The 21,080-nt window shown below is 62.2% G+C and carries 16 protein-coding genes; 9 read left to right on the top strand and 7 right to left on the bottom strand.

Features of this window, described 5'->3' with window-relative positions; translation table 11 throughout:
- The first annotated feature begins 99 nt into the window (after nt 1-99).
- From ctaD to WIMU1_RS26795, 5 genes are all read left to right on the top strand, one after another.
- Nucleotides 100-1,869 carry an aa3-type cytochrome oxidase subunit I gene (gene ctaD, locus WIMU1_RS25195; protein WP_030174590.1) on the top strand — a complete coding sequence of 590 codons (1,770 nt, stop codon included), beginning with the start codon at nt 100-102 and terminating at the stop codon, nt 1,867-1,869.
- Nucleotides 1,870-2,159: 290 nt separating this feature from the next.
- Nucleotides 2,160-2,564, top strand: coding sequence for a TlpA disulfide reductase family protein (locus WIMU1_RS26800; protein ID WP_197038096.1), 405 nt, complete (start codon nt 2,160-2,162; stop codon nt 2,562-2,564).
- Nucleotides 2,565-2,677: 113 nt separating this feature from the next.
- Nucleotides 2,678-4,237, top strand: coding sequence for a cytochrome c biogenesis protein ResB (resB, locus tag WIMU1_RS25185; protein ID WP_081907091.1), 1,560 nt, complete (start codon nt 2,678-2,680; stop codon nt 4,235-4,237).
- Between the two features lie 193 nt (nt 4,238-4,430).
- Entirely contained in the window at nt 4,431-5,030 is a 600-nt protein-coding gene (locus WIMU1_RS26015; RefSeq protein WP_030174596.1) for a copper resistance CopC family protein, read from the top strand.
- A gap of 1,061 nt (nt 5,031-6,091) precedes the next feature.
- Nucleotides 6,092-6,286, top strand: a complete 195-nt coding sequence (locus WIMU1_RS26795) for a hypothetical protein (protein ID WP_197038097.1) — start codon at nt 6,092-6,094, stop codon at nt 6,284-6,286.
- Here the strand turns inward: WIMU1_RS26795 and WIMU1_RS26790 are convergent, their stop codons facing one another.
- Entirely contained in the window at nt 6,287-6,628 is a 342-nt protein-coding gene (locus tag WIMU1_RS26790) for a hypothetical protein (protein ID WP_051722005.1), read from the bottom strand.
- A 10-nt stretch (nt 6,629-6,638) separates the two neighbouring features.
- Between WIMU1_RS26790 and WIMU1_RS25170 the strand changes: the two genes are divergently transcribed.
- The gene (locus WIMU1_RS25170) at nt 6,639-7,232 is read left to right on the top strand and encodes a TlpA disulfide reductase family protein (RefSeq protein WP_197038098.1); all 594 of its coding nucleotides are present in this window, start codon (nt 6,639-6,641) and stop codon (nt 7,230-7,232) included.
- Nucleotides 7,233-7,253: 21 nt separating this feature from the next.
- On the opposite strand, the gene WIMU1_RS25165 is transcribed toward WIMU1_RS25170, so the two are convergent.
- The gene (locus WIMU1_RS25165; protein WP_081907084.1) at nt 7,254-9,359 is read right to left on the bottom strand and encodes a bifunctional copper resistance protein CopD/cytochrome c oxidase assembly protein; all 2,106 of its coding nucleotides are present in this window, start codon (nt 9,357-9,359) and stop codon (nt 7,254-7,256) included.
- A gap of 159 nt (nt 9,360-9,518) precedes the next feature.
- On the bottom strand, nt 9,519-10,757 hold the full coding sequence (locus WIMU1_RS25160; RefSeq protein WP_030174600.1) for an Nramp family divalent metal transporter: 1,239 nt from the start codon (nt 10,755-10,757) through the stop codon (nt 9,519-9,521).
- Between the two features lie 202 nt (nt 10,758-10,959).
- Here WIMU1_RS25160 and WIMU1_RS25155 point away from each other — a divergent pair, with 202 nt between their 5' ends.
- The gene (locus tag WIMU1_RS25155; RefSeq protein WP_030174602.1) at nt 10,960-12,135 is read left to right on the top strand and encodes an ATP-binding protein; all 1,176 of its coding nucleotides are present in this window, start codon (nt 10,960-10,962) and stop codon (nt 12,133-12,135) included.
- A 27-nt stretch (nt 12,136-12,162) separates the two neighbouring features.
- Here the strand turns inward: WIMU1_RS25155 and lspA are convergent, their stop codons facing one another.
- Genes lspA through WIMU1_RS25140 form a run of 3 tightly spaced genes read right to left on the bottom strand, consistent with a single transcriptional unit; the run spans nt 12,163 to nt 15,021 of the window.
- Complete coding sequence (gene lspA, locus WIMU1_RS25150; protein WP_033336192.1) at nt 12,163-12,690, bottom strand: signal peptidase II; 528 nt, start codon at nt 12,688-12,690, stop codon at nt 12,163-12,165.
- Complete coding sequence (locus tag WIMU1_RS25145; RefSeq protein WP_030174607.1) at nt 12,687-14,645, bottom strand: heavy metal translocating P-type ATPase; 1,959 nt, start codon at nt 14,643-14,645, stop codon at nt 12,687-12,689. The genes lspA and WIMU1_RS25145 overlap by 4 nt, the downstream gene beginning before the upstream one ends.
- Nucleotides 14,638-15,021, bottom strand: a complete 384-nt coding sequence (locus tag WIMU1_RS25140; protein ID WP_030174610.1) for an ArsR/SmtB family transcription factor — start codon at nt 15,019-15,021, stop codon at nt 14,638-14,640. The genes WIMU1_RS25145 and WIMU1_RS25140 overlap by 8 nt, the downstream gene beginning before the upstream one ends.
- Nucleotides 15,022-15,200: 179 nt before the next feature.
- Here WIMU1_RS25140 and WIMU1_RS25135 point away from each other — a divergent pair, with 179 nt between their 5' ends.
- Together WIMU1_RS25135 and WIMU1_RS25130 are read left to right on the top strand one after the other, a co-directional pair.
- Entirely contained in the window at nt 15,201-16,535 is a 1,335-nt protein-coding gene (locus tag WIMU1_RS25135; RefSeq protein ID WP_062801226.1) for a restriction endonuclease subunit S, read from the top strand.
- Nucleotides 16,535-19,669 (top strand): type I restriction endonuclease subunit R, encoded by a 3,135-nt coding sequence (locus tag WIMU1_RS25130; protein WP_062801224.1) that lies wholly within the window; start codon nt 16,535-16,537, stop codon nt 19,667-19,669. The genes WIMU1_RS25135 and WIMU1_RS25130 overlap by 1 nt, the downstream gene beginning before the upstream one ends.
- Nucleotides 19,670-19,728: 59 nt before the next feature.
- Here WIMU1_RS25130 and WIMU1_RS25125 read toward each other — a convergent pair whose 3' ends face one another.
- Complete coding sequence (locus WIMU1_RS25125; RefSeq protein ID WP_157366813.1) at nt 19,729-20,661, bottom strand: hypothetical protein; 933 nt, start codon at nt 20,659-20,661, stop codon at nt 19,729-19,731.
- Nucleotides 20,662-21,080 lie beyond the last annotated feature (419 nt).

Raw genomic sequence — 21,080 nt, 5'->3', positions numbered from 1 at the left:
CATGCAGTCTGGATCCTGCCCCGAGCTGGTACACCTAACTACTATGCTGCATAGTATCTGTGTGACGGTTGATTGGTTCTCGGTGAGTTGGGTGATCATATGAGTCTTTTGGACGAACCAGCGAAAGTGGAACCGGCGCGGCCGTTCCCGGCTCGTACCGGCCCGAAAGGGTCGTTCATCTACAAGATGCTCACCACCACCGATCACAAGACGCTAGGCGTGATGTACCTGGTGGTGTGCTTCGCGTTCTTCCTCATCGGCGGATTGATGGCTCTGTTGATTCGGACCGAACTAGCTGCACCGGGGTTGCAGTTCCTGTCCACTGAGCAGTACAACCAGATGTTCACCATGCACGGCACCGTGATGCTCTTGATGTATGCGACCCCGATCGTCATCGGCTTCGCGAACGTCGTGCTGCCGTTGCAAATCGGCGCCCCTGATGTTGCGTTTCCGCGCCTCAACGCGATGAGCTTCTGGCTTTTCGTGTTCGGATCGAGTGTCGCGTTGGCCGGCTTTATGACCCCGGGCGGCGCTGCGGACTTCGGCTGGACCGCTTACACCCCGTTGACCGACGCTGTGCACTCGCCGGGCCCTGGTGCTGATATGTGGATCTTGGGGCTTGTGGTTTCGGGGTTGGGCACCATCCTGGGGGCAGTCAACATGATCACCACGGTGGTGTGTCTACGAGCGCCGGGTATGACGATGTTCCGGATGCCGATCTTCACCTGGAACATCTTGGTGACCAGTGTGCTGATCTTGCTGGCGTTTCCGCTGTTGACAGCGGCATTGCTGGCCCTGGAGTTCGATCGGCAATTCGACGGCAACATCTTCGATCCCGCCAACGGCGGCGCGCTTCTGTGGCAGCACTTGTTCTGGTTCTTCGGCCACCCCGAGGTGTACATCATCGCCCTGCCATTTTTCGGAATCGTCTCAGAGATCTTCCCCGTCTTCGCCCGCAAACCGATCTTCGGGTACACCGGATTGATCTACGCCACCCTGGCGATCGCGGCACTGTCAGTGGCGGTGTGGGCCCACCACATGTACGCCACGGGAGCGGTATTGCTGCCGTTCTTCTCGTTCATGACCTTCCTCATCGCAGTACCCACCGGGGTGAAGTTCTTCAACTGGATCGGCACCCTGTGGAAAGGAAACCTCACCTTCGAAGCCCCCATGCTGTTCTCGATCGGGTTCCTGGTCACCTTCCTGTTCGGCGGCTTGACCGGCGTGCTGCTAGCCAGCCCACCATTGGACTTTCAGCTCTCGGACAGTTACTTCGTGGTCGCGCACTTCCACTACGTCCTATTCGGCACCATCGTGTTCGCTACTTACGCAGGTATATACTTCTGGTTCCCCAAGATCACCGGACGCATGCTCGATGAAAAGCTTGGAAAGATCCATTTCTGGCTCACCTTCATCGGGTTCCATACCACATTCCTCGTGCAGCACTGGCTCGGCAACGAAGGCATGCCACGCCGCTACGCCGACTACCTGGCCTCGGACGGATTCACCGCACTGAATATAGTCTCCTCCGTCGGTGCATTTATTCTCGGCGCATCGACGCTGCCATTCCTGTGGAATGTGTTTCGTAGCTACCGATATGGTGAGGTCGTTACCGTCGATGACCCCTGGGGATTCGGTAACTCGCTAGAGTGGGCGACCAGCTGCCCACCGCCACGCCACAACTTCACCGAACTGCCCCGAATCCGTTCCGAGCGTCCCGCATTCGAGCTGCACTACCCGCACATGGTCGACCGTATGCGCGCTGAAGCCCACGTCGGTAAGGGACACGGCAGCAAGAAGACAGAAGAGGCTCGCCGCGAACCGCTCACGGTTGGCACTCACGAATCGTCAACCGACCCGAATACGTAAAAGTAATGCGACAAAGGCTCGCAACGTCTTCATCAACTCGGTGGACAGTTGCCGCTCTAATTGTGGTGCTCGCATTGATAGCAGCGATTTGGCCGCGTGATGCAACAGACCCGGGTCCGGCGGCGAACCCGGGCAGCACTAAATCCTTGGAGGCTTTCCCCGGCGAGCAGGCTGAGGTGCCCACAGAAGAGCTGGCTGCCGCTCGAGAAAAGGCCGCCCTTAGCCCGTGCCCATCGGGCACCGAGACACCCCGCCCGAGTTCGGTCTTGGCAGGTGTGAGGGTGCCCTGCTTGTCGGACGGTTCGGACGTTGATCTCGGAAACGCGACCGCGGGCGCCATGTGGGTGATCAATTTTTGGGCCTACTGGTGCGCGCCCTGCCGCAAGGAGCTGCCGATCTTCGCCGAATTCGATCGCGTTGCTGGTGATCGCGTCAACGTTCTAACTGTGCAAGGCAGCGACGGCGCGCAGAATCCGTTTCTTTCACTGAACTTGCTGATTGACATTGGTGTGGATCTACCCACCGTGGTGGACACCGACGCAGCGATGGCCGCCGCACTGGGTGTTCCCCGCGTCTATCCTTCGACGGTCCTTGTGCGCGCTGATGGTTCGGTCGCTGCCGTTCTGCCCCAGGTCTTCGCCTCCACGGACGAGTTGATCCAAGCAGTCAATACCCATCTCGGACTCACGCTGTGAGTACGACAACGCCGACACTGATTAAGCCTCGGCCAGATCGCCAGCGTGCGACCCGGCACTTGCAGCGTTACCTGTTCTGGCCCGCCCGGAACCTGTGGCGGTCACTGACCTCCATGCGCACCGCCCTAGCACTGCTGTTCTTGCTCGCTATTGCTGCTGTACCCGGGGCCCTGCTGCCGCAGCGAGACCTCAACGCTACGAAGACCACCCAGTACATCGCCGACAACGGCGCCGTGGGTGACGTTCTAGACAGACTTCAGATGTTCGATGTCTTCTCCAGCATCTGGTTCACCTCCATCTACGCTTTGCTGTTCATCTCACTGGTGGGATGCCTGACCCCCCGCATCGCCGAACATGCCAAGTCGCTACGGGCTCGGCCGGTCGCCGCACCTCGCAACCTTGCACGGATGCCACGGCACGAAGTTCGCGACACCGATGGCACACCCGAGCAGACCGCAGCCCTAATCCAACAACGGCTAAAAGGGTGGCGCACAACGGTGCGCACGGTGCACGGGCCTGGCTCAGAGCGTGGTTCGGTCACTGTAGTGGAAGTGTCGGCCGAGAAAGGGTACCTGCGGGAGTTCGGCAACCTCGTCTTTCACTTTTCGTTGCTCGCCCTGCTCGTGGCGATCGCCGCGGGCAAGATGTTCGGCTACGAGGGCACCCGCATCTTGGTTGCCGACGGGCAAGAAGGCTTGTGCAACACCTCCACTGCCGTGTACGACTCGTTCCGAGCCGGCAATCTCGTCGACGGCACCAGCCTCAACGAGTTCTGCATTCAGGTGCAGGCGTTTGAAGCCAGCTACCTCGAGACCGGACAACCCGACATGTACACCGCCACCCTGAAATATCAGAGCGGCAACGAGATCTCGAAGAATGAATGGAACGAGCGAGCGCTCCAGGTCAACGACCCACTGCGCGTGGCCGGCGATCGGGTCTACCTGTTAGGCCACGGCTTCGCGCCCACGTTCACCGTCACTTTCCCTGACGGCCGCACCCGCACCCAGACCGTCCCGTTTCAGCCCGACGAACTGCAAACAATGATGTCTAGTGGAGCCGCACGTTTCGACACGCCAGCTGGCCTGTATCCCGACGAGGACGAGCGGCGGACAAAACAGATCGCCGTGGAAGGACTGTTCGCACCCACCGCAGTCTTCAACGGCGGCTTGATGACCTCGGCGTGGCCGATCCCGGACAACCCGGCTGTGGCCATCGACATCTATCAGGGCGACACCGGACTCGACACCGGCAGACCGCAAAATGTTTACAGCCTCAACGTCGACATGATCAACCAAGGCCGGCTCCTCAAAATAGAACGCGTCAACCTCCTCGCCGGCCAAGACACCCGCCTGCCGGACGGAACAGTCGTCCAATTCGACGGCTACCAACGCTGGGTATCGCTGCAGGTATCGCACGATCCCGCCCAGAAATGGGTGCTGGCGTCCTCGATCGCCATGCTCGGCGGCCTGCTGATCTCCCTGCTGATCAAACGCCGACGGATCTGGGCCCGAATCACACCCACACCCGGACCCGAGCATCCTCGATGCACCGTCGAAATGGCCGGGCTGGCCCGAACCGACCAAGCCGGATGGGGCGAAAACTTCACCCGGATGGTGGACGCTCTTGTCGACGGACCAGCCGACAAGGCACTACCGAACCAACTGCCCACCTAGACAGCCTTCAGCATTCAAACTGCAAGGCCGCGCCCTCGACCTACCCCAATGGTGGCCTCCCTTGGTCGCAGGCGAGCGACAATTCAGTCATGCAAAGCCAGCAGTTGCGGAGGTGGTCATCGGTCTCACGAATCTTTGAGTGAGAAGGGTCACCGATTGTCGCAAATACTATCAGGCGTAGTATTTTGAGTTCGTGATCTTCTCATGGGTGGTCAAGCGGAGTGTGGTGGTCACTGCGGTCGCGCTTCTGGTTTGCATTGTTAATGCAGGCTCGGCTTCGGCGCACAGTTCGATCGTGGCAACTAATCCGCAACCCAACGCGGTTCTTGACCGGGCGCCGTCATCGATTGATTTCGCCTTCGACCAGGAAGTATCAGGCCACTGGCTGCCGGTTATCACGCTGAGTGACTCCGTCGGGCGCAATCTCGAGATCTCGGTGCCTGCGGTCAATAAGTCGTTCGTCACTGTTCAAGTACGTTCAAAGCTCGAGCCCGGCGCATACACTGTCACCTATGGTGTCGACTCAGCCGCTGGAGAGTCTGTAGCAGGGGAGTTCACCTTTAGTGTGGCGGAGTTGGGGTCAGAAGGTACGAGCCAACCCGTTGAGGGGCAGCGCCGTACCGGCGATCCGTCTGCCTCTGACTTGGTACTGGCAGATGTGTCGACACCGACTCACATCGGCTCTGACGGTTTAAAATGTGCATGGCTCTGGGGCTCCATGGCCTTTGCCATCGTCGTGTTGGCAACGGGCATAGGGATGTATCGAGTAATCAGCGCTCGAAAGAACCGCTAACCTAACGTTTAAGCCGCTGGAAGAGTCACCAGGCTGGGCCAGCGTTCCCATGGTTCACTTCCCATGGAGACGGGGTGCTGGCGGCGTCCGCGCGCGCGAGGGCCGAGGCGATATCGTGGCATGGGTTATTTGACCCATGTATAGAGGCGAGCGTTATTCCCTCCAATGCCCGTGGCACCGATAAACCGCGTCTTCCGCGATCGCCGGGCGCTCCATGCATGCAGTCGGCGCACCGCACCGCGACGCCGGTATCAAGAAAGGCCTCATCTGAGGGCGCCTGAACGCGGGGTCGTGGCCTTTACCGTCCCAGGCACGGCCGATTTTATTTGCCGCCAGAACAAACTGGTGCGGCGCACTGACCCCCACAGGGTAGGCCAGAAGCGGTTAGTTGATTCGTCGGAGACGCGGGTGATGCCGCGATCCAGCAGAGCGGTGAGGACGAGCCCTTTGTATCCATGCCGGGCATGTCACTCGGCGAAGTATCGCCGTGTGTGAGGGTCGTCGGGCTGAGTCTCACAACTACGCGCTGTTTCACACGTATGTCACCGCCGGCAGTCGGTGTCGTCAGCGCCCCGGTGTGGGCACGGGCGCGGTTAGGGGCGATCATGGGGGTGGATTGTGATGTGGCGCGTGAGGCGCTATCAGCTCGGCTCGATGGTGAGCGGGAGAGCCGGTCCCTGCGGTTCGGGTCGATGAGCACCTGGAAACGTGCCGTCAGTGCTGTGCCTGGTACATCCTGGCTGACGACCAGGTCCGTCGGCTGCGGCGGGCAACGTTCGCCGAGCCTGACCCGCGTGCGGCCGCAGCTGTTATGGCGGCCGCGGGCCTGATACCCTGCCATCGCTCGACCTCGCTGCGGCGTTCGTTGGCGTGGGCCCCGATCAACAAGTGGGCGCGGATGGATTTGGTGGCCGTGGGCGCTATTCAGACCGGTCTTGCGGCGGTCCAGGTCGCTGGTGTCGATTTCGGGATGATGCCGGCCGGGCATCACATGCCTGTGATGTCGGGGGCTCATTTCTTTAACGAGTCCACGGCATGGTCGGGTGCTTTGGGTTGTGGGGATGATTGTGGCCGGGATCTGGCCGATCGCTGCGGCGGGCCTGTGCGCGGTGCTGGGTATTTTCGGGTTGGTTCTTGGGGGTTATGTCATCGTCGATGCGAGTGCGGGGCAGGTGACGGTGGGACGGATGCTCAGTCATCTGCCGGTGCTAGCTGGTCTGATTCTTGCCGTGGTGGTGTTTCGGCGAGCGCAGTGATCAGATGCCACCGTCGTCGGCGGTTGCTGCCACAAGTGAGGCCGATGGGGAGATCGAATTGCTCGGCACTGCCCGTCGTGGTCGGCGCCGCGCGGGCATCTGTGGCCGACTGATGGTTCGGCCGCCTGAGGGGTCCGACCTAGCGTGCGCAGCACCGTGGTTCTTTGCGATGTGGTGGCCTGGGGCAGAGACGACGGGCCCGGCAATCTCGTCGAGTGCGTCGAGGGTCGCCGGACCCGCCTTACCCTTACCCTTACCCTTGGCGGCATCTCCTCCGCCGCTCAGAGCGTAACAGCGGACATGATCGTCATGCCTGCGGCCATCGATCGCGGCGCTCATCATCGTTGTGGCGATGATTGTGGCGATTTGGCCGCGAGCTTCTGAGACTGCCTCTGAGCCAGTCGATCCGGGAGTCAACCCCAGTGCGCCACTGCCGGGCATCAACGCGGACGTCAGCGCGCAGGACATGGCCCAGGCCCGCGAGCGGGCGGCTCTGCAACCCTGCCCAGTCGGTGATGGCACCCCGCCCGCGCCGGGGTCGGTGTTGACCGGGATCGTCCTGTCCTGTCTGGCCGACGGCGCCACCGTGGACCTCGGCGGCGCCACAGCCGGGCAACCGCTACTGATCAACATCTGGGCGCACTGGTGCGGACCGTGCCGCACCGAGCTGCCGGTGGTTGCCGACTTCGCCGCCCGAGCCGGCGACCGCCTGCAAGTGCTCACCGTCCAGGGACAGGAGGGTTCCCAAAACCCGCTGCTGTCACTGAATTTACTGATCGAGACCGGCGTACACCTACCGACTGTCGTCGATACCGACGCCCGACTCGCGGCGGCCCTGTCGGGATCGGGTTTATCCCTGCACCGTGCTGGTACGCGCCGATGGAACCGTGGCCGCAGTCCTGCCGCAGGTCTTCGAATCAACCGACGAACTCGCCGACGTGGTTGACAAACACTTGGGCCTACAACTCTAGCGACGCTCAGGGGTTTCTGACTGCGTGGCCGCTGGCGGGCTCTGCGGCGCTGTGGCAGCGGCGGTAGCGGCCGAATCCGTTACGGTCGCCGGGCCGGCTGAGGTACCGGCCATCTGCGCCAGCATCGCGTTGTAGCTGACCAATTGCGCATCGCCCTCGCGATCCTCGCGGCGATCAAAGCCGGTGGCCTGGCGCTGATCCTGGCGAGACCACTGGACCAGCAACGCCAACATCACGAGCACCAAAGGGATTTCACCGGCCGCCCATGCGATACCTCCACCTAAACGCTGATCGCTCATCAGATCCGGGTTCCACGGCAACATCAGACTGTTGTAGTAGGTGCGGGCAATGACGCTGTCGGTACTCATCAACGCAACACCGAAGAAAGCGTGAAAAGGCAACGAGCCGAACACCATCGCCAGTTTTGCGACCGGGGAAAGCCTCCGCGGGGCAGGGTCGATCCCGATCACCACCCAGTAGAACAGGTAACCGCTGAGCAGAAAATGCAGATTCATCGCGACGTGCGCCGCATGGTATTCGGTGAGGACGTCGAACAGCCCACCGAGGTACAGCACGTAATAGCTACCGACGAACAGCACCGACGCCACCAAAGGATGGGTCAGAAACCGCGAGAACGGGCTGTGCAGCAGGGACAGGATCCACTCGCGTGGGCCCGGGGGAGAGGACCGGCCAGCCGGCGCAATGGCCCGCAGCGCCAGCGTCACCGGGCCGCCGAGGACCAGGAGCACCGGCGCCAGCATCGACAACATCATGTGCGCGATCATGTGAATGCTGAACAGTGCCGGAGCATACTTGCCCAGGCCTGAAGAGGTCGCGAAGAGCACTGCGGCACAACCCAGCAGCCATGCGATGGTGCGTCCCACCGGCCAGGCATCACCGCGTGTGCGGAGCCGGTAGACCCCCCGCAGGTACAGGGCGGCCATCACGATCGCGAGGGTGCCGAACAGCAGATCGAAGCGCCAACCGACGACGATCTCCCCGAACGTGGGTGCTCGGTCGAGGCTGTACCCGAGGATCAGTTCGGTCGCCGGCATGTCTGCGGGATTCACATTCTCTGGCGGCGGTGTCCGCGACAACCCGACCGCGATCCCGAAGGTCGCTGCGAAGATCAGCAGTTCGACGACGGCGAAGCGGATCAATGGTTGACGGTCACCCCCGTTGCTGGTCACCGCCGGGATAGTGGTGCGCCGGTGCCAGGCACCACAACCACCCAGTAGGAGCAGCGCTGCGACTTTCACCAGGATCAGCTGCCCGTAGGTGGTGCTGAACAATTGGTCCAGGTGTACCCGGATGAGTGCGTTGATGACTCCACTGGCTCCGACGACGACCAGGCACCACAGGGCAATTCGGGAGTAGCGCCGGACCGCGAGTGCGGTGAAGTGGCCGTGTCCGCGAGCATAAACGAGGACGGCGAACAGACCGCCCATCCAGATGCATGCGCCCACGATGTGCAGGATCAGGCTATTGGTCGCGATGTCGTGGCTGCCGCCGGTCGAGGAGTGGCCGGCCAGGGCTGTGGGCATCAGGGTCAGCAGAGCCAGCGGGAACGCGACCAGCGTCCACGTCCAGCGCAGCGTGATCCGGGCAACAACCGCGCACATCAGGGCGAACAGCGCTGTCCAGAGCCAGGATCGGGCGTCGGCGACCTGGCCGACCGCTGTGATCAGCCGGTCCACCGACACCACTTCCGATATCGCGAAGCCGGTCGTGTCCGAGACGGTCAACGGGACCATCAGCAGTGCGCACACCATCCACACCATCGCGCCCACAGCAGCAGACCGCAGCGCGCGGTAGCCGCCGACGTCGAGGATTCCGTTTGATTGTGGGGGGACGAAGAACGCGGCGAACAGTGTTCCACCGACAGCGACCACTGCACCGATCTCACCGATGGTCTGCACCGCGGGCAGCCCGTAGCGAGTCAGAATGCCGGGATCGCCGACCCCCACTAGATCCAGGACGGTACTGGCAGAAATGGCCGTTACCGCAATGGCCACAGCGGCCCCGACCCAGGCCAGCGCCCATCCGATGCTCGCTGCTGCCGCGCGTCGAACGTTGATCGAATCGGCCGGCGGTGTGCTCATCCCATCAGCGTAGGCACCGGGGCGAACCTGGAGAAATCGCCGATGGTCGACGCCGATGGTCGAGCATCGGGAGTGGCGGTGCAGGAGCGTCAGTGTGGGCGAAGGCGGGCTGCTGCCACGGCAACCGTGCACGGTGGTCGAGCGGTAGCGATCGCTGCTTTAGCCCAGGACAGTGAGATAGATCAAGGCAACATTCAAGACAATGATCACCGCCGCGGTGAGCCAGGCGAGTGAGCTGGTGACGTGGTGATTGGTGTCCTCACCCATCAGTGCGCGGTCACTGGTAAATCGCACCAGGGGAACTAAGGCGAAGGGGATGCCGAACGACAAGATGACCTGAGACACGATCAGGGCCTGGGTGGGGTCGATGCCCACGGCAAGGATGGCGATGGCGGGAATCAAGGTGACCAGCCGCCGCACCACGATCGGTATCCGGCGCTGCAGCAACCCGTCCATGATCATGGCGCCGGCATAGGCGCCGACAGATGTCGATGCCAGTCCAGAAGCAAGAAGACCCAATGCGAATAGCAATGCCACGACTGGTCCGAGGGTGTCCCCGATGGCCTCGTGGGCGCCTTCGATGGTGTCGACGTCGTCTCTGCCTTGCAGGTTGGTTGCTGCTAGCAGGAGCATCGACATGTTGACTGCTCCTGCCAAGAGCATGGCCAGTGCCACATCGACGCGGGTCACCCGGAGCAGTCGTCGCCGCAGTGGTCCAGGCCCGTTGACACCGTGGCGGTCCCGTACCAGTCCCGAATGCAGATACACAGCATGCGGCATGACCGTGGCACCGAGCATCGCCGCTGCCAGCATCACGCTCTCGGTTCCTTCGAAACGTGGAATGAGGCCCTCAGCTGCCGCTGCCGGCGATGGTGGTTCAACGACCACACTGGTGAGGAACCCAATCGCGATGACTGCCAACAACCCAATGATGACCCGCTCGAACGGGCGTTGGCCGCTGCGGTCTTGCACCAGCAACAGCCCCATCGAGACCAGCCCGGTGATCACCCCACCTACCAGCAACGGCAGATCGAACAACAGGTTCAACGCAATGGCGCCGCCGACCACTTCGGCCAAATCGGTCGCCATCGCCACCAGCTCGGCCTGTACCCAATACCCGAGCCGAGTCGAACGAGAAGAGCGGCCGCGCACCGCTTCGGGCAACGACATGCCCGTGACCACACCCAACTTCGCCGACAGATACTGCACCAGCCCGGCCATCACATTCGCGGCCACGATGACCCACACCAGCAAATACCCGAACTCTGCGCCAGCGCTGATGTTCGATGCGACGTTGCCGGGATCGACATAGGCGATTGCCGCGACGAAAGCAGGCCCGAGCAGCGTGGAACTCACCCGAACCCGGGCCAGCCGGGGACGCACTCCACTCGTTGCCACCACAGCGCCCTCCTGTTCGATGCCCCGCAGTCTAATGGCTAGCCGAAACTATATATTCGGCCAGCCGAAGTTGCCGCGCGGAGGATTTATGTCGGCGGTGGCGGCCCGGTACGTACTGCAAGCGGGCGGGCGGACGCTAAGGCCGTATCGGCTCGTATAAGAATCCGCGTTATACACCCCGATACTTTGCTAGTGTCTGCTGGTGGAATCTGGTCTCAATCCCTTCACGCCCGGGTCGGGTACTCGTCCGCCTGAGCTGGTGGGTCGTGCCCGGGAGTTGGAGCGTTTCGATCTGCTGGTCGCCCGGGCCAAGCAACGCCACTATGACCGGGGGCTGATGTTGCAAGGACTGCGGGGAGTCGGCAAGACCACGTTGCTGGCGACCATGGCTGACCAAGCGCGGCGCAACGATTGGGTCGTTGTGGAGGTCGAAGCGCAGACGAGTCAGGAAGGCGCCGAAGCGCTGCGTAGGCGGATTTCTAAAGACGTCACCCGGGCGCTTAGGCGCCGCAAGTTCGCACGGGCAATTGCAGATCGGCTTCGGGCGATGACCGAGGAGTTTTCGGTGTCGGCGACTGCATTCGGCACCGGGGTCAGTGTGTCGAAAGCCGCACCACCGTCGCAGGCATCATTGGGAGTCGAGTTCGAAGATCTCGTCGAAGAGTTGTGCGATGAACTCCGCAAGGAGGGCAACGCATTCGGGTTGTTCGTCGACGAGATGCAGGAGCTCGAGGCGCCGCTGCTACAAGTGTTGCTAGCAACCCAGCACCGTGCCGCGCAACGGGGCTGGCCGTTCTTCGTGGTCGGTGCGGGACTTCCGAACCTCCCCCAGGTGCTAGCTGATGCACGGTCCTACGCCGAACGCCAATTTGACTACCGCACCATCGGACCTGTGTCCAACGATGAGGCGCGGGCGGCCATCGTCGCACCGATTTCTCGGCTGGGTCAGGCCGTTTCCGACGAGGCCGCTGATTATGTGGTCACTGCCAGTGCCGGCTACCCGTATTTCCTGCAAGTCTTTGGCTACGAATTGTGGCGTGCGGCAACAGAATCACCGTTCAGGCTGCTTGAAGCCGAAGATGCGGTGAGCACCGGCCACGCCTCTCTTGATGCCGGGTTTTATAGCTCGCGGTGGCTTCGTGCGACCGAGACCGAACGGCGGTATTTACACGCCATGGCGGTGAGCGGCACCGATCAACCGCGGTCGTCTGCGATCGCCACAGCGCTGGGCAGCTCCATGCAGTCGGTGGCACCGCACCGCGACGCCTGTATCAAAAAAGGCCTGATCTGGGCGCCTGAACGCGGAGTTGTGGCATTCACCGTTCCGGGTATGGCCGAATTCATTCGCCGCCAGAACAACACTGGTGCGGCGCACTGACCCTCCAGGTGGTGGGCCAGTAGCGATTTAGTTGTTGTTCTCGGACATGCGGGTAGCGCCGGGTTCGAACAGAACAGTGAGGACCAGGACGACTACGCCGCAGGTGATGTAAGTGTCGGCGAGGTTGAAGGTGGGCCACCACCCGGTATGGAAGTAGTCGGTGACTTTGCCGTCGAGGAGACGGTCGATGACGTTGGCGGCGGCGCCAGCGACAATGGCGGCGAAGCTGACGGTCTGCAGCGTTCGTTGCTCAGATGCGGTGCGCCAGGCATAGATGGCAAAGCCGAGGGTGATGAGGCTGGTGAGGGCGAGGATCACCGCGGTGGGCAGCTGGTTGCCGAGGCTGAAAGCGACCCCGGTGTTGTAGGCGAGGTCGAGTTGGAGCAACCCGAGGTCAACGGTTCGGCCGTCGGACAGGGTGTTGCGGGCGATGGGATCGAGGATGAGTGCGACGGCGGCCAAGGTGGCAGTGACCGCGACCAGGACTCGCCGCCGTTGTGCTGATGCGGTGACGATCGACTGATCGTGGTCGGCGGCGTTGTCGTCAATGTTCATTGTGTGGTCTTTGCTAGTGGGCGGTCGGTGGTCGTCGAGTTGTCGGGCAGGTGCAGACGTGTGGTGCGTCCCGCGCGCACCCCGTTGCCGATGACGACGATCTCGGCGATTTCATGAACGAGGACAACCGCGGCAAGGCCTAGGACACCGAACAGGGCCAGGGGCATCAGGACGGTGATGATGGCCAGGGAGAGGCCCACATTTTGCAGCATGATGGTGCGTGATCGGCGGGCGTGGGTAAGAGCTGAAGGCAGATGACGTAGATCCTCGCCCATCAGTGCGACGTCTGCGGTTTCGATCGCGACGTCGGTGCCCATGGCGCCCATGGCGATGCCCAAATCGGCGGTGGCCAGAGCGGGGGCGTCGTTGACGCCGTCGCCCACCATGGCGGTGGGTTGGTGGGCGCGCAGCGTGTTGATGATGCGGGCTTTGTCCTCTGGCCGTAGATCGGCGTGCACGTTCTCAATGCCGGCTTGTTCGGCCAGCGCGGCGGCGGTGCGCGCGTTGTCGCCGGTGAGCATGGCCACCGAGTAGCCATCGCGGCGTAGACCAGCAACCACGGTGGGTGCTTCGGGCCGAAGTTCATCGCGCACGGCAATGGCGCCGATGACGGTGCCGTCGCGTTCGATGAGTACGGCGGTGGCACCTGCTCGTTGCATGCGATCGATGTCATCGGTCAAGGCGCCAGCCTCGATCCAGCCGGGCCGTCCCAGCCGAACAGGGTGGCCCTCGACAGATCCGACGAGGCCGGCGCCGGTGACCGCGTCGACGTCGTCGGCGGGAGTGACCGGGTCAGCGGCGGCCAAAATCGCCCGGGCGAGGGGATGTTCACTGCGCGCTTCGAGCGCCGCAGCGACGGTAAGTACCTCGGCGCGTGAGGCACCACCGGTGGTTGCGATCTCGACGACTGAGGGTTGATTGCGGGTCAGGGTGCCGGTTTTGTCGAGCGCAACGGTACGGATTCGGCCGAGCGCCTCGAGGGCGGCGCCCCCCTTGATCAAGACACCGAGTTTGGAGGCGGCCCCGATCGCGGCGACCACGGTCACTGGTATGGCGATTGCCAGCGCGCACGGCGAGGCAGCGACCAGCACCACCAGGGCCCGTTCAACCCACACTCGCGGGTCTCCGAGCGCACTGCCAACCCCGGCGATGACACCGGCAGCGATCATCACTGAGGGAACCAACGGGCGGGCGATCTTGTCGGCCAACCGCTGGGCCTGGCCTTTGCGGGACTGTTCGGCCTCGACGATCCGCACAATCTTGGCCAGAGAATTGTCGCGTGCAGCAGCAGTGACCGTCACTTCCAGGACGCCGGTGCCATTGATGAAACCGGCGTAGACCTCGCTACCGGGTCCCGCTTCGGTTGGAACCGACTCACCGGTGATCGCCGAGGTGTCGAGCGCAGTGTGCCCGGAACTGATCGTGCCGTCCGTGGCAAGGCGTTCACCGGGTTTGACGATCATGGTGTCGCCGACCACGAGGTCGGTGGGGGACACGACAAGTTCACGGCCACCGCGTCGCACGGTGGCGGTGTCAGGCACCAGCGAGAGCAGTGCCCGCAAGCCGCGGCGGGTCCTGGTAACGGCGTATTCCTCGAGTCCTTCGCTGATCGCGAACAGAAAAGCGAGCATGGCCGCCTCGCCGACTTCCCCGAGCACGACCGCCCCGACCGCGGCGATGGTCATCAAGGTGCCGACCCCGATCTTGCCTCGGGCTAGTCGGCGCAGTGTTGAAGGCACAAAGGTATAGCCGGCGATGACCAGCGCACCTACTTGCAGTCCCAGCTCCACATACTGCGGTCCCTCGGCCACGCTGCTGATCAAAGCTGCCACGAGCAGTGCCCCGGCAACGATCGCAGCTCTGATCTCTACGACCTGCCACCACCGCGCGAGGTCGGCTTCTGCTCCATCGTCATCGGGGGCTTCGTCATGGCCGCAGCCGCACGCATCACTCATCGCCGACCACCCCAGATGCAATACCGTAATTCGGGCACAACGTGACCGCATTACCCGTTGCTGCCAGCAAGGTTTCCGCTGACGCCAGCAGATCCATCAGTTCAGGGCGCGAGAGTGAATAGAACACCTGACGGCCCTGCGGCCGGCCCTGTACGAGGCCGCAATCACGTAAACACCCCACGTGCGCTGACACCGTCGACTGCGCCAAACCGAGCTCGGCCACCAAGTCAGCCACCCGGGCCTCCCCGCCGGCCAGTTGCCGCACGATAGCCAAACGTGTTGCGTCCGAGAGACTATGGAACAGCGCAACTGCTGCATCGACACTTGAGTCCGCGCCTCCTGTAGCCGGCACACACCCCTCACTTTTAATCGCCATGCGACGATGATAGCCGTTGTCACCGATCTTCAAAAGGTCTATTCATCGTTGATATTCGATGTTATCGTCCGAATATGGTGAAAGTCACAGTGGCGACGCGGCCACGCATCGGTCTAGCCCCTGGCTCGGTGTTGTCTCGGTGGGGCAGATGGGTGAGCCGGCGGCGGTGGCCGGTCCTGGTGAGCTGGGCGTTGATCATCGTGGTCTGCGCCATGGCGTTTGCGCCATTGGAGCGGCGCTTGACGGCAATGGATTTCGGGATTGCCGGGTCTGAGTCCGAACACGTCGACGCGGTCTTGGCGCAGCATTTTCCTCAGTTGGGAGCCGAGCAGGATGTCATCGTCTACGACGGTGCCGGCGTGTCTGTGGATAGCCCTGAGTTCCGTCAGGTTGTCGACCAGGCGGTCGCGGCAGCTCGCTCGGTGGAGGGTGCGCGCGAGGTGACTAGTCCCTACGACGTCGGTGGGGAACAGATGGTGTCGCCGAATGACCGTGGTGTAGCTGTCGGGCTGGTCGGTATCGACGGTGACATGGCCGACCGGGCCATGGTGGCACGCACCCTCCAACATGAGCTGTCACGCTTTGAGACCGCACAGATCAAGGTTGCAGTCACCGGCTACTCATTCGGCCAGTACTCTCAAGCGGCCGCGCAGCCAGGCATCGGAACGGCGCAGATAAATGTGCTATCGATACCGGTACCGCCCCTTTCAGAGCAGCACGCTATTGCTGACTACCTCGACCGCGAGACCGCCCGCATCGACACGCTCATCGAGGAGCAGCAGCGCCTGATCGAGATGCTCCGCGAGCGACGCCTTGCGGTGATCACCGAGACTGTGGAAGGTGCCTCGACGACGAATCGGGTTGCCAGCAAAAGCGGTTGGTACCCAAGCCTTCCGGTCGGTTGGGGGCGAGCGCGTGTCAAATCCGTTGCGACACGCGTAACTGACGGCGCTCATATCTCCCCTGACACAGATGGCGGGGAGTTCGATTTCGTATCGACGCGGGATCTAGACGGTGGATCTATCGACTTCGAAGGCGCGTTGAAGACAACTCGAGACACGTACGAATACATGGTCAAGACTGGCTGCCAACCATACGATGGTGATGTGCTGTTTTCGAAGGATGGCACTGTTGGTGAGACGGCTGTGGTTCGTGGCACGCACCAATTTGTTGTCGCGTCATCACTGGTAATTATCTCTCCGGATCGTGAACGGATCGTATCCAAGTACCTCGCTTACGTCTTCGCATCCAAGACGGCGCGGGAGCAGGCGGCCTCCATGATGCGAGGCGCTGGTCTGCCACGGCTATCGGTCGGTAACCTCGCGCGCCTCGAGCTTCCAATTCCGCCGCTTGGTGAGCAGCTCGATGTTGTAGCTTACTTGGATCAGCAGACCTCGAAAGTCGACACTCTCATCGCGGAATCGGAGCACTTTATCGAACTCGCTCGCGAACGCCGCGCGGCGCTGATCACGGCCGCGGTCACGGGGCAATTCGATGTACGGGAGATGGTGTGATGGCCGATCACCACGAGGTTGTGTTCGAGTCTGAGATCTGTGCCTACCTGGATGCCCATGGCTGGCTGTATTCGACCAAAGACACTGGCTATGACCGCGAGCGGGCGCTGTTCCCCGAGGACTTGTTCGCGTGGCTGCGGGAGACCCAGCAGGTGGCCTACGAGAAGGCACTGAAAGCTGCCGGGTCGCAAGCCAAGTTCCTCGACGTGCTGACCGCAGCCCTCGATAAGCCCCTCGAGCACGGCGGCGGGACGCTGAACATTCTGCGCAACGGCGTGCAGTACATCGGCGGCGGCCGGCTCAAAATCGCGCAGTTCCGCCCCGAGACCAGCCTGAACGCCACCACCAACGAGCAGTACGCCGCGATGCGGGTACGGGTGATGCGGCAGGTCCATTTCTCCACCGCCGACCAGCGCAGCATCGACCTCGTCTTCTTCATTAGCGGCCTTCCGGTCGCCACCGTCGAACTCAAGACCGACTTCACGCAATCCCTTGACGACGCCACCAACCAATACCGCATGGACCGGGGCCCCATGACCAACGGGCGCCCGGAGCCGCTGCTCTCGTTCGGGCACCGGGCGCTGGTTCACTTCGCGGTCTCCAACGACCTTGCCGCGATGACCACCCGGCTCGAAGGCCCGAAGACGCACTTTCTGCCGTTCAACGTCGGCCACAAAGACGGCGCGGGGAACCCGCCGCCCGAGGCCGGGCGGTCGGCCACGGCGTACCTGTGGGAGCGGGTCTGGGACAAAGACGCCTGGCTCAACATCATCGGCCGGCTCATGCTCGTGGAGACCAAGCAGGAATGGGACGTGGCGACCGGAACGTCGCTGCGCCGCACCAGCATGCTGTTCCCTCGATTCCACCAGTGGGAGGCAGTGACCAACGTGGTGGCCGCAGTCCGCGAGGAAGGGGTGGGCAAGCGCTACCTGATCGAGCACTCCGCAGGATCGGGCAAGACCAACACCATCGCCTGGACCGCGCACCGCCTCGCGCGGCTGCACGTGGACGCCAAGAAGGTCTTCGACTCGGTGATCGTCGTGGTGGACCGCACCGTGCTCGATGGGCAACTGCAGGACGCGATACGACAGATCGACGGGTCCGGCAAGATCGTGGCCACGATCAGCCCGGAAGACGTCCGCAAAGCGGGCGCGAAGTCGAAATCCGGGTTGCTGGCAACGGCGCTCAAGAACAAAGAGCTAATAATCGCGGTGACAGTGCAGACCTTCCCGTTCGCGCTCGATGAGATCCGCAAGGATTCCTCGCTCAAGGGCCGGCGGTTCGCGGTCATCGCCGACGAGGCGCATTCGTCACAGTCCGGTCAGATCTCCTCCAAGCTCAAAGCGGTGCTGACCGCCGAGGAGGCCAAGGAAATCGAGGAAGGCGCCGACGTCGACGTCGAGACGATCCTGGCCGCGGAGATGGCGGAGCGCTCCGAGTCGGACAACATCTCTTTCCTCGCGTTCACTGCGACACCCAAGAACAAGACCGTAGAACTCTTCGGCCGCCAGGGCCCCGATGGCAAAAAGGTCAGGTTCCATCTGTACTCGATGCGCCAGGCCATCGAGGAGGAGTACATCCTCGACGTGCTCAAGGGCTACCAGTCCTACGACACCGCCTTGAAAATCGCCGGCAAAGCCGAAAGCGGCGACGGCGGCGATGTGGAGGAGTCCGCCGCACGTAAGGGCTTGATGCGGTGGGTGCGGCTGCACCCCACCAACATCAGCCAGAAGGTTCAGATCATCGTGGAACACTTCCACGCCAACGTCGCGCACCTGCTCGAGGGCCGAGCCAAGGCGATGGTCGTGACCGACTCTCGCAAGGCCGCGGTTAAGTACAAGAAGGCGATTGACGCCTACATCGCCAAGCGGACAGCCGAGGATGCCTCGTACAACTACCGCACCCTGGTGGCGTTCTCGGGGTCGGTGACGATGGACCAAGACGAGACCTGGACGCCGGAGTGGGGGCAGCAGCCGAGCAAGGACGACGAGTTCACCGAAGCCAACCTCAACCCCGGTGCCGGCTCCGACCTGGCCGCAGCCTTCAAGGGTACGACCTACAAGATCATGCTGGTCGCCAACAAGTTCCAGACCGGATTCGATCAGCCACTGCTCACCGCGATGTACGTCGACAAGAAGCTTTCCGGAGTCACGGCGGTACAGACGTTGTCCCGGCTCAACCGCACCCACCGCACGGCGGGCGGAGAACGCAAGCGCAAGACGTTTGTAATCGACTTCGTGAACGAACCCGAGGACATTCGGAGCTCGTTCGAGCCGTACTTCGCGGGCGCCACGTTGGAGACCGAGACCGACCCGTACGTCGTCGCGCACCTGGCGACCAAGCTTGCGCAGGCGGGGATGTACACGCCTGAGCAGGTCCGTGAGGTCGCTGAGCTATGGGTCACCCGGAAGGGCAACAGCGCGCTGTCGGCGGCGATGAGACCGGCCAAGGATGATTTCGCTCGCCGCTACGCGGCAGCGATTCAGGCCGGCGACACTGTTGCGCTGAACACTCTCGATCTCTTCCGCAAGGACGTCGCCACCTACGTCCGGCTGTATGACTTCATGAGCCAGATCGTCGACTACGGCGACCCGTTCATGGAGATGCTGTCGATCTTCTTGCGGTTGCTCGACAAGCTCATCGCGGACTCGTCGTGGGCAGCGGAGGTGGACCTGTCCGACGTGGTGTTGGTCGGGGTCAAGCACACCAAGGTCGGCTCGGTCGACATCTCGCTGACCGGCGAGGGTGAGCTCAAAGGCATCGGCTCCGCCGGCACCGGCAGCCGAAAAGATCCCAAATACGTTGCCCTGCAGGTTGTCATCGACAAGATGAACGACCTGTTCGGAGCCGAGGCGTTCTCCGCGGCCCAGGTCCGTGAGTTCGTACAGGGGCTGGTGGTCCAGCTGTTGACCAATCCGGACTTGGTCAATCAGACACGAGTGAACTCGAAGAAGCAGTTCGTCGAGTCTCAGGACTTCCAGGCGGCGGTCACCGAGGCCGTCGTCGACAATCAAGATGCTCACAACACCATGGCCGACTACTTCTTCAGCGACGGCCCGGGCATCAGTGCTGTCATCATGGCGCTCGCGGACGCCTTCTACGAGGCAGCAATCGATCAGGGATCGGATGTGTGAGTGGTCAGCTGTCGGAGCCCCGCCGCCCTAAATGAACCAAAAGCAGGGTGTTCTCGCGCCTAGGCCGAATACATTCTTGACCACTTGGAGACGGTCGAACGTAGCCGCTCGGGGTAAGGGTGGCCACGGCCAGCGGTACGGGGGATGCTAGCCTGCGCTTCAAACAGAGCGACTGCACATTCGGTCATGTTGACCGAGGCCGCCAGTCCGTCGGCGATCATGCCCATGATATTTCGTTGGTCGCCGAGATAGTCCGTCAACCATTTCATACCATGGGTGGTGCTTGATCCGAGGCTGTAAGACAGTTTCATTCCATGGGTTAGATTGCGATTCGCAATTTCGCCCCGGTCGTGAGCCGGGACGTTCTGTTCAATCCAGTCGGCTGCGGCCGTGATGATCGGGCGGAATTGAATTCCGGGTAGGCCGGATATAGCGTCTAAATACGCAAGCCGCTCGTCGAAGTCCTTTTTGTGCGCGAGCAGAGGGTTGTAATCTGTGTTGGTATAGCGGCTTTTGCCCTCGTCATTTTCAGTCTCAAGTTGTCCGACAAAGTACTTCTGTTGACCTAGTTCGTGTTTGGTGATTGCGAGGCATCGTTTGCGGCGTTCCTCACGATCAGTGGGGGACAGCAGCCAAATTGTGCGGGAGGCGGACTCAAGTGCTGCACGGCAGAGGGTGAGGTTGGCGACCGTGTGCAGATTCCGACTGTCACGTCGTTCGCCGGCGTTGGTGCATGCGATGGCGAGACTGTCTGTTGCTGCCATTGCGGGGAACAGCGCAGTGCTGCTGACGAGGTTTTTGTAGTTGAGTTCGGGGGCGAAGTCGTTATCGTCCTGATCGAGGCTGCTACCCGGTTGTACGCGTGTCCCACCCAAACCCCACCGTTGAAGCAATAGCCCACGTTGGGCGCGGGAGTCGATACGACGGCTGACATCACCGATCCCTGCCAGTGCTTCGTTTTCCGATGTTAGGGGTGGCCGCTGTTTGGTCATTCCCCAAGTTTGGCAGCCCGGTACGACACCTTCGGCGTCATCGCTTGACGGTTACTGATGAACTCTCCGCGCGGATGGAGTAAGTGCTCCAACAGGCGCAGCAACAGATGGTCGACCGGTTCCCGCTGGTTATCGCCGTTGGTCAGTCCGCAAGCGTGCTGGACGTAGCTGAAAGAGACGCCGAGGTTCGGGCACGAACCTGCGCGGCATGAACCCCGCGGTGCGAACCTGACTGAGGCGATGCTCGATGGCGTGATCGGATTGTCGTAACCCCACATTGGTACTTATCCAGACCCTGAGACCTGTCGTCGCTCGATAGAAGACCGAGCTGTCCGGGGGCCATCACGGGTACGTTTCGTCACTGGTGACGAAACGTATTGCAGCGCAACCCGTTACGCCGATAATAGTAATTATGTCAA

Source organism: Williamsia muralis NBRC 105860, assembly GCF_001598915.1.
GTDB lineage: Bacteria > Actinomycetota > Actinomycetes > Mycobacteriales > Mycobacteriaceae > Williamsia > Williamsia muralis.
The sequence above is the reverse complement of the archived record's forward strand: the minus strand, read 5'-3'. Positions and strand labels throughout refer to the sequence as shown.

Bases quoted from the DNA above. Each gene is read 5' to 3' on its own strand.
- ctaD (WP_030174590.1), top strand. From the start codon at position 100: ATGAGTCTTTTGGACGAACCAGCGAAAGTGGAACCGGCGCGGCCGTTC.
- lspA (WP_033336192.1), bottom strand. From the start codon at position 12,690: ATGAACATTGACGACAACGCCGCCGACCACGATCAGTCGATCGTCACC.
- WIMU1_RS25170 (WP_197038098.1), top strand. From the start codon at position 6,639: ATGATTGTGGCGATTTGGCCGCGAGCTTCTGAGACTGCCTCTGAGCCA.
- WIMU1_RS25165 (WP_081907084.1), bottom strand. From the start codon at position 9,359: ATGAGCACACCGCCGGCCGATTCGATCAACGTTCGACGCGCGGCAGCA.
- WIMU1_RS25145 (WP_030174607.1), bottom strand. From the start codon at position 14,645: ATGAGTGATGCGTGCGGCTGCGGCCATGACGAAGCCCCCGATGACGAT.
- WIMU1_RS25140 (WP_030174610.1), bottom strand. From the start codon at position 15,021: ATGGCGATTAAAAGTGAGGGGTGTGTGCCGGCTACAGGAGGCGCGGAC.
- WIMU1_RS26795 (WP_197038097.1), top strand. From the start codon at position 6,092: ATGATTGTGGCCGGGATCTGGCCGATCGCTGCGGCGGGCCTGTGCGCG.
- WIMU1_RS25130 (WP_062801224.1), top strand. From the start codon at position 16,535: ATGGCCGATCACCACGAGGTTGTGTTCGAGTCTGAGATCTGTGCCTAC.
- WIMU1_RS26790 (WP_051722005.1), bottom strand. From the start codon at position 6,628: ATGATGAGCGCCGCGATCGATGGCCGCAGGCATGACGATCATGTCCGC.
- resB (WP_081907091.1), top strand. From the start codon at position 2,678: ATGCGCACCGCCCTAGCACTGCTGTTCTTGCTCGCTATTGCTGCTGTA.
- WIMU1_RS25125 (WP_157366813.1), bottom strand. From the start codon at position 20,661: ATGACCAAACAGCGGCCACCCCTAACATCGGAAAACGAAGCACTGGCA.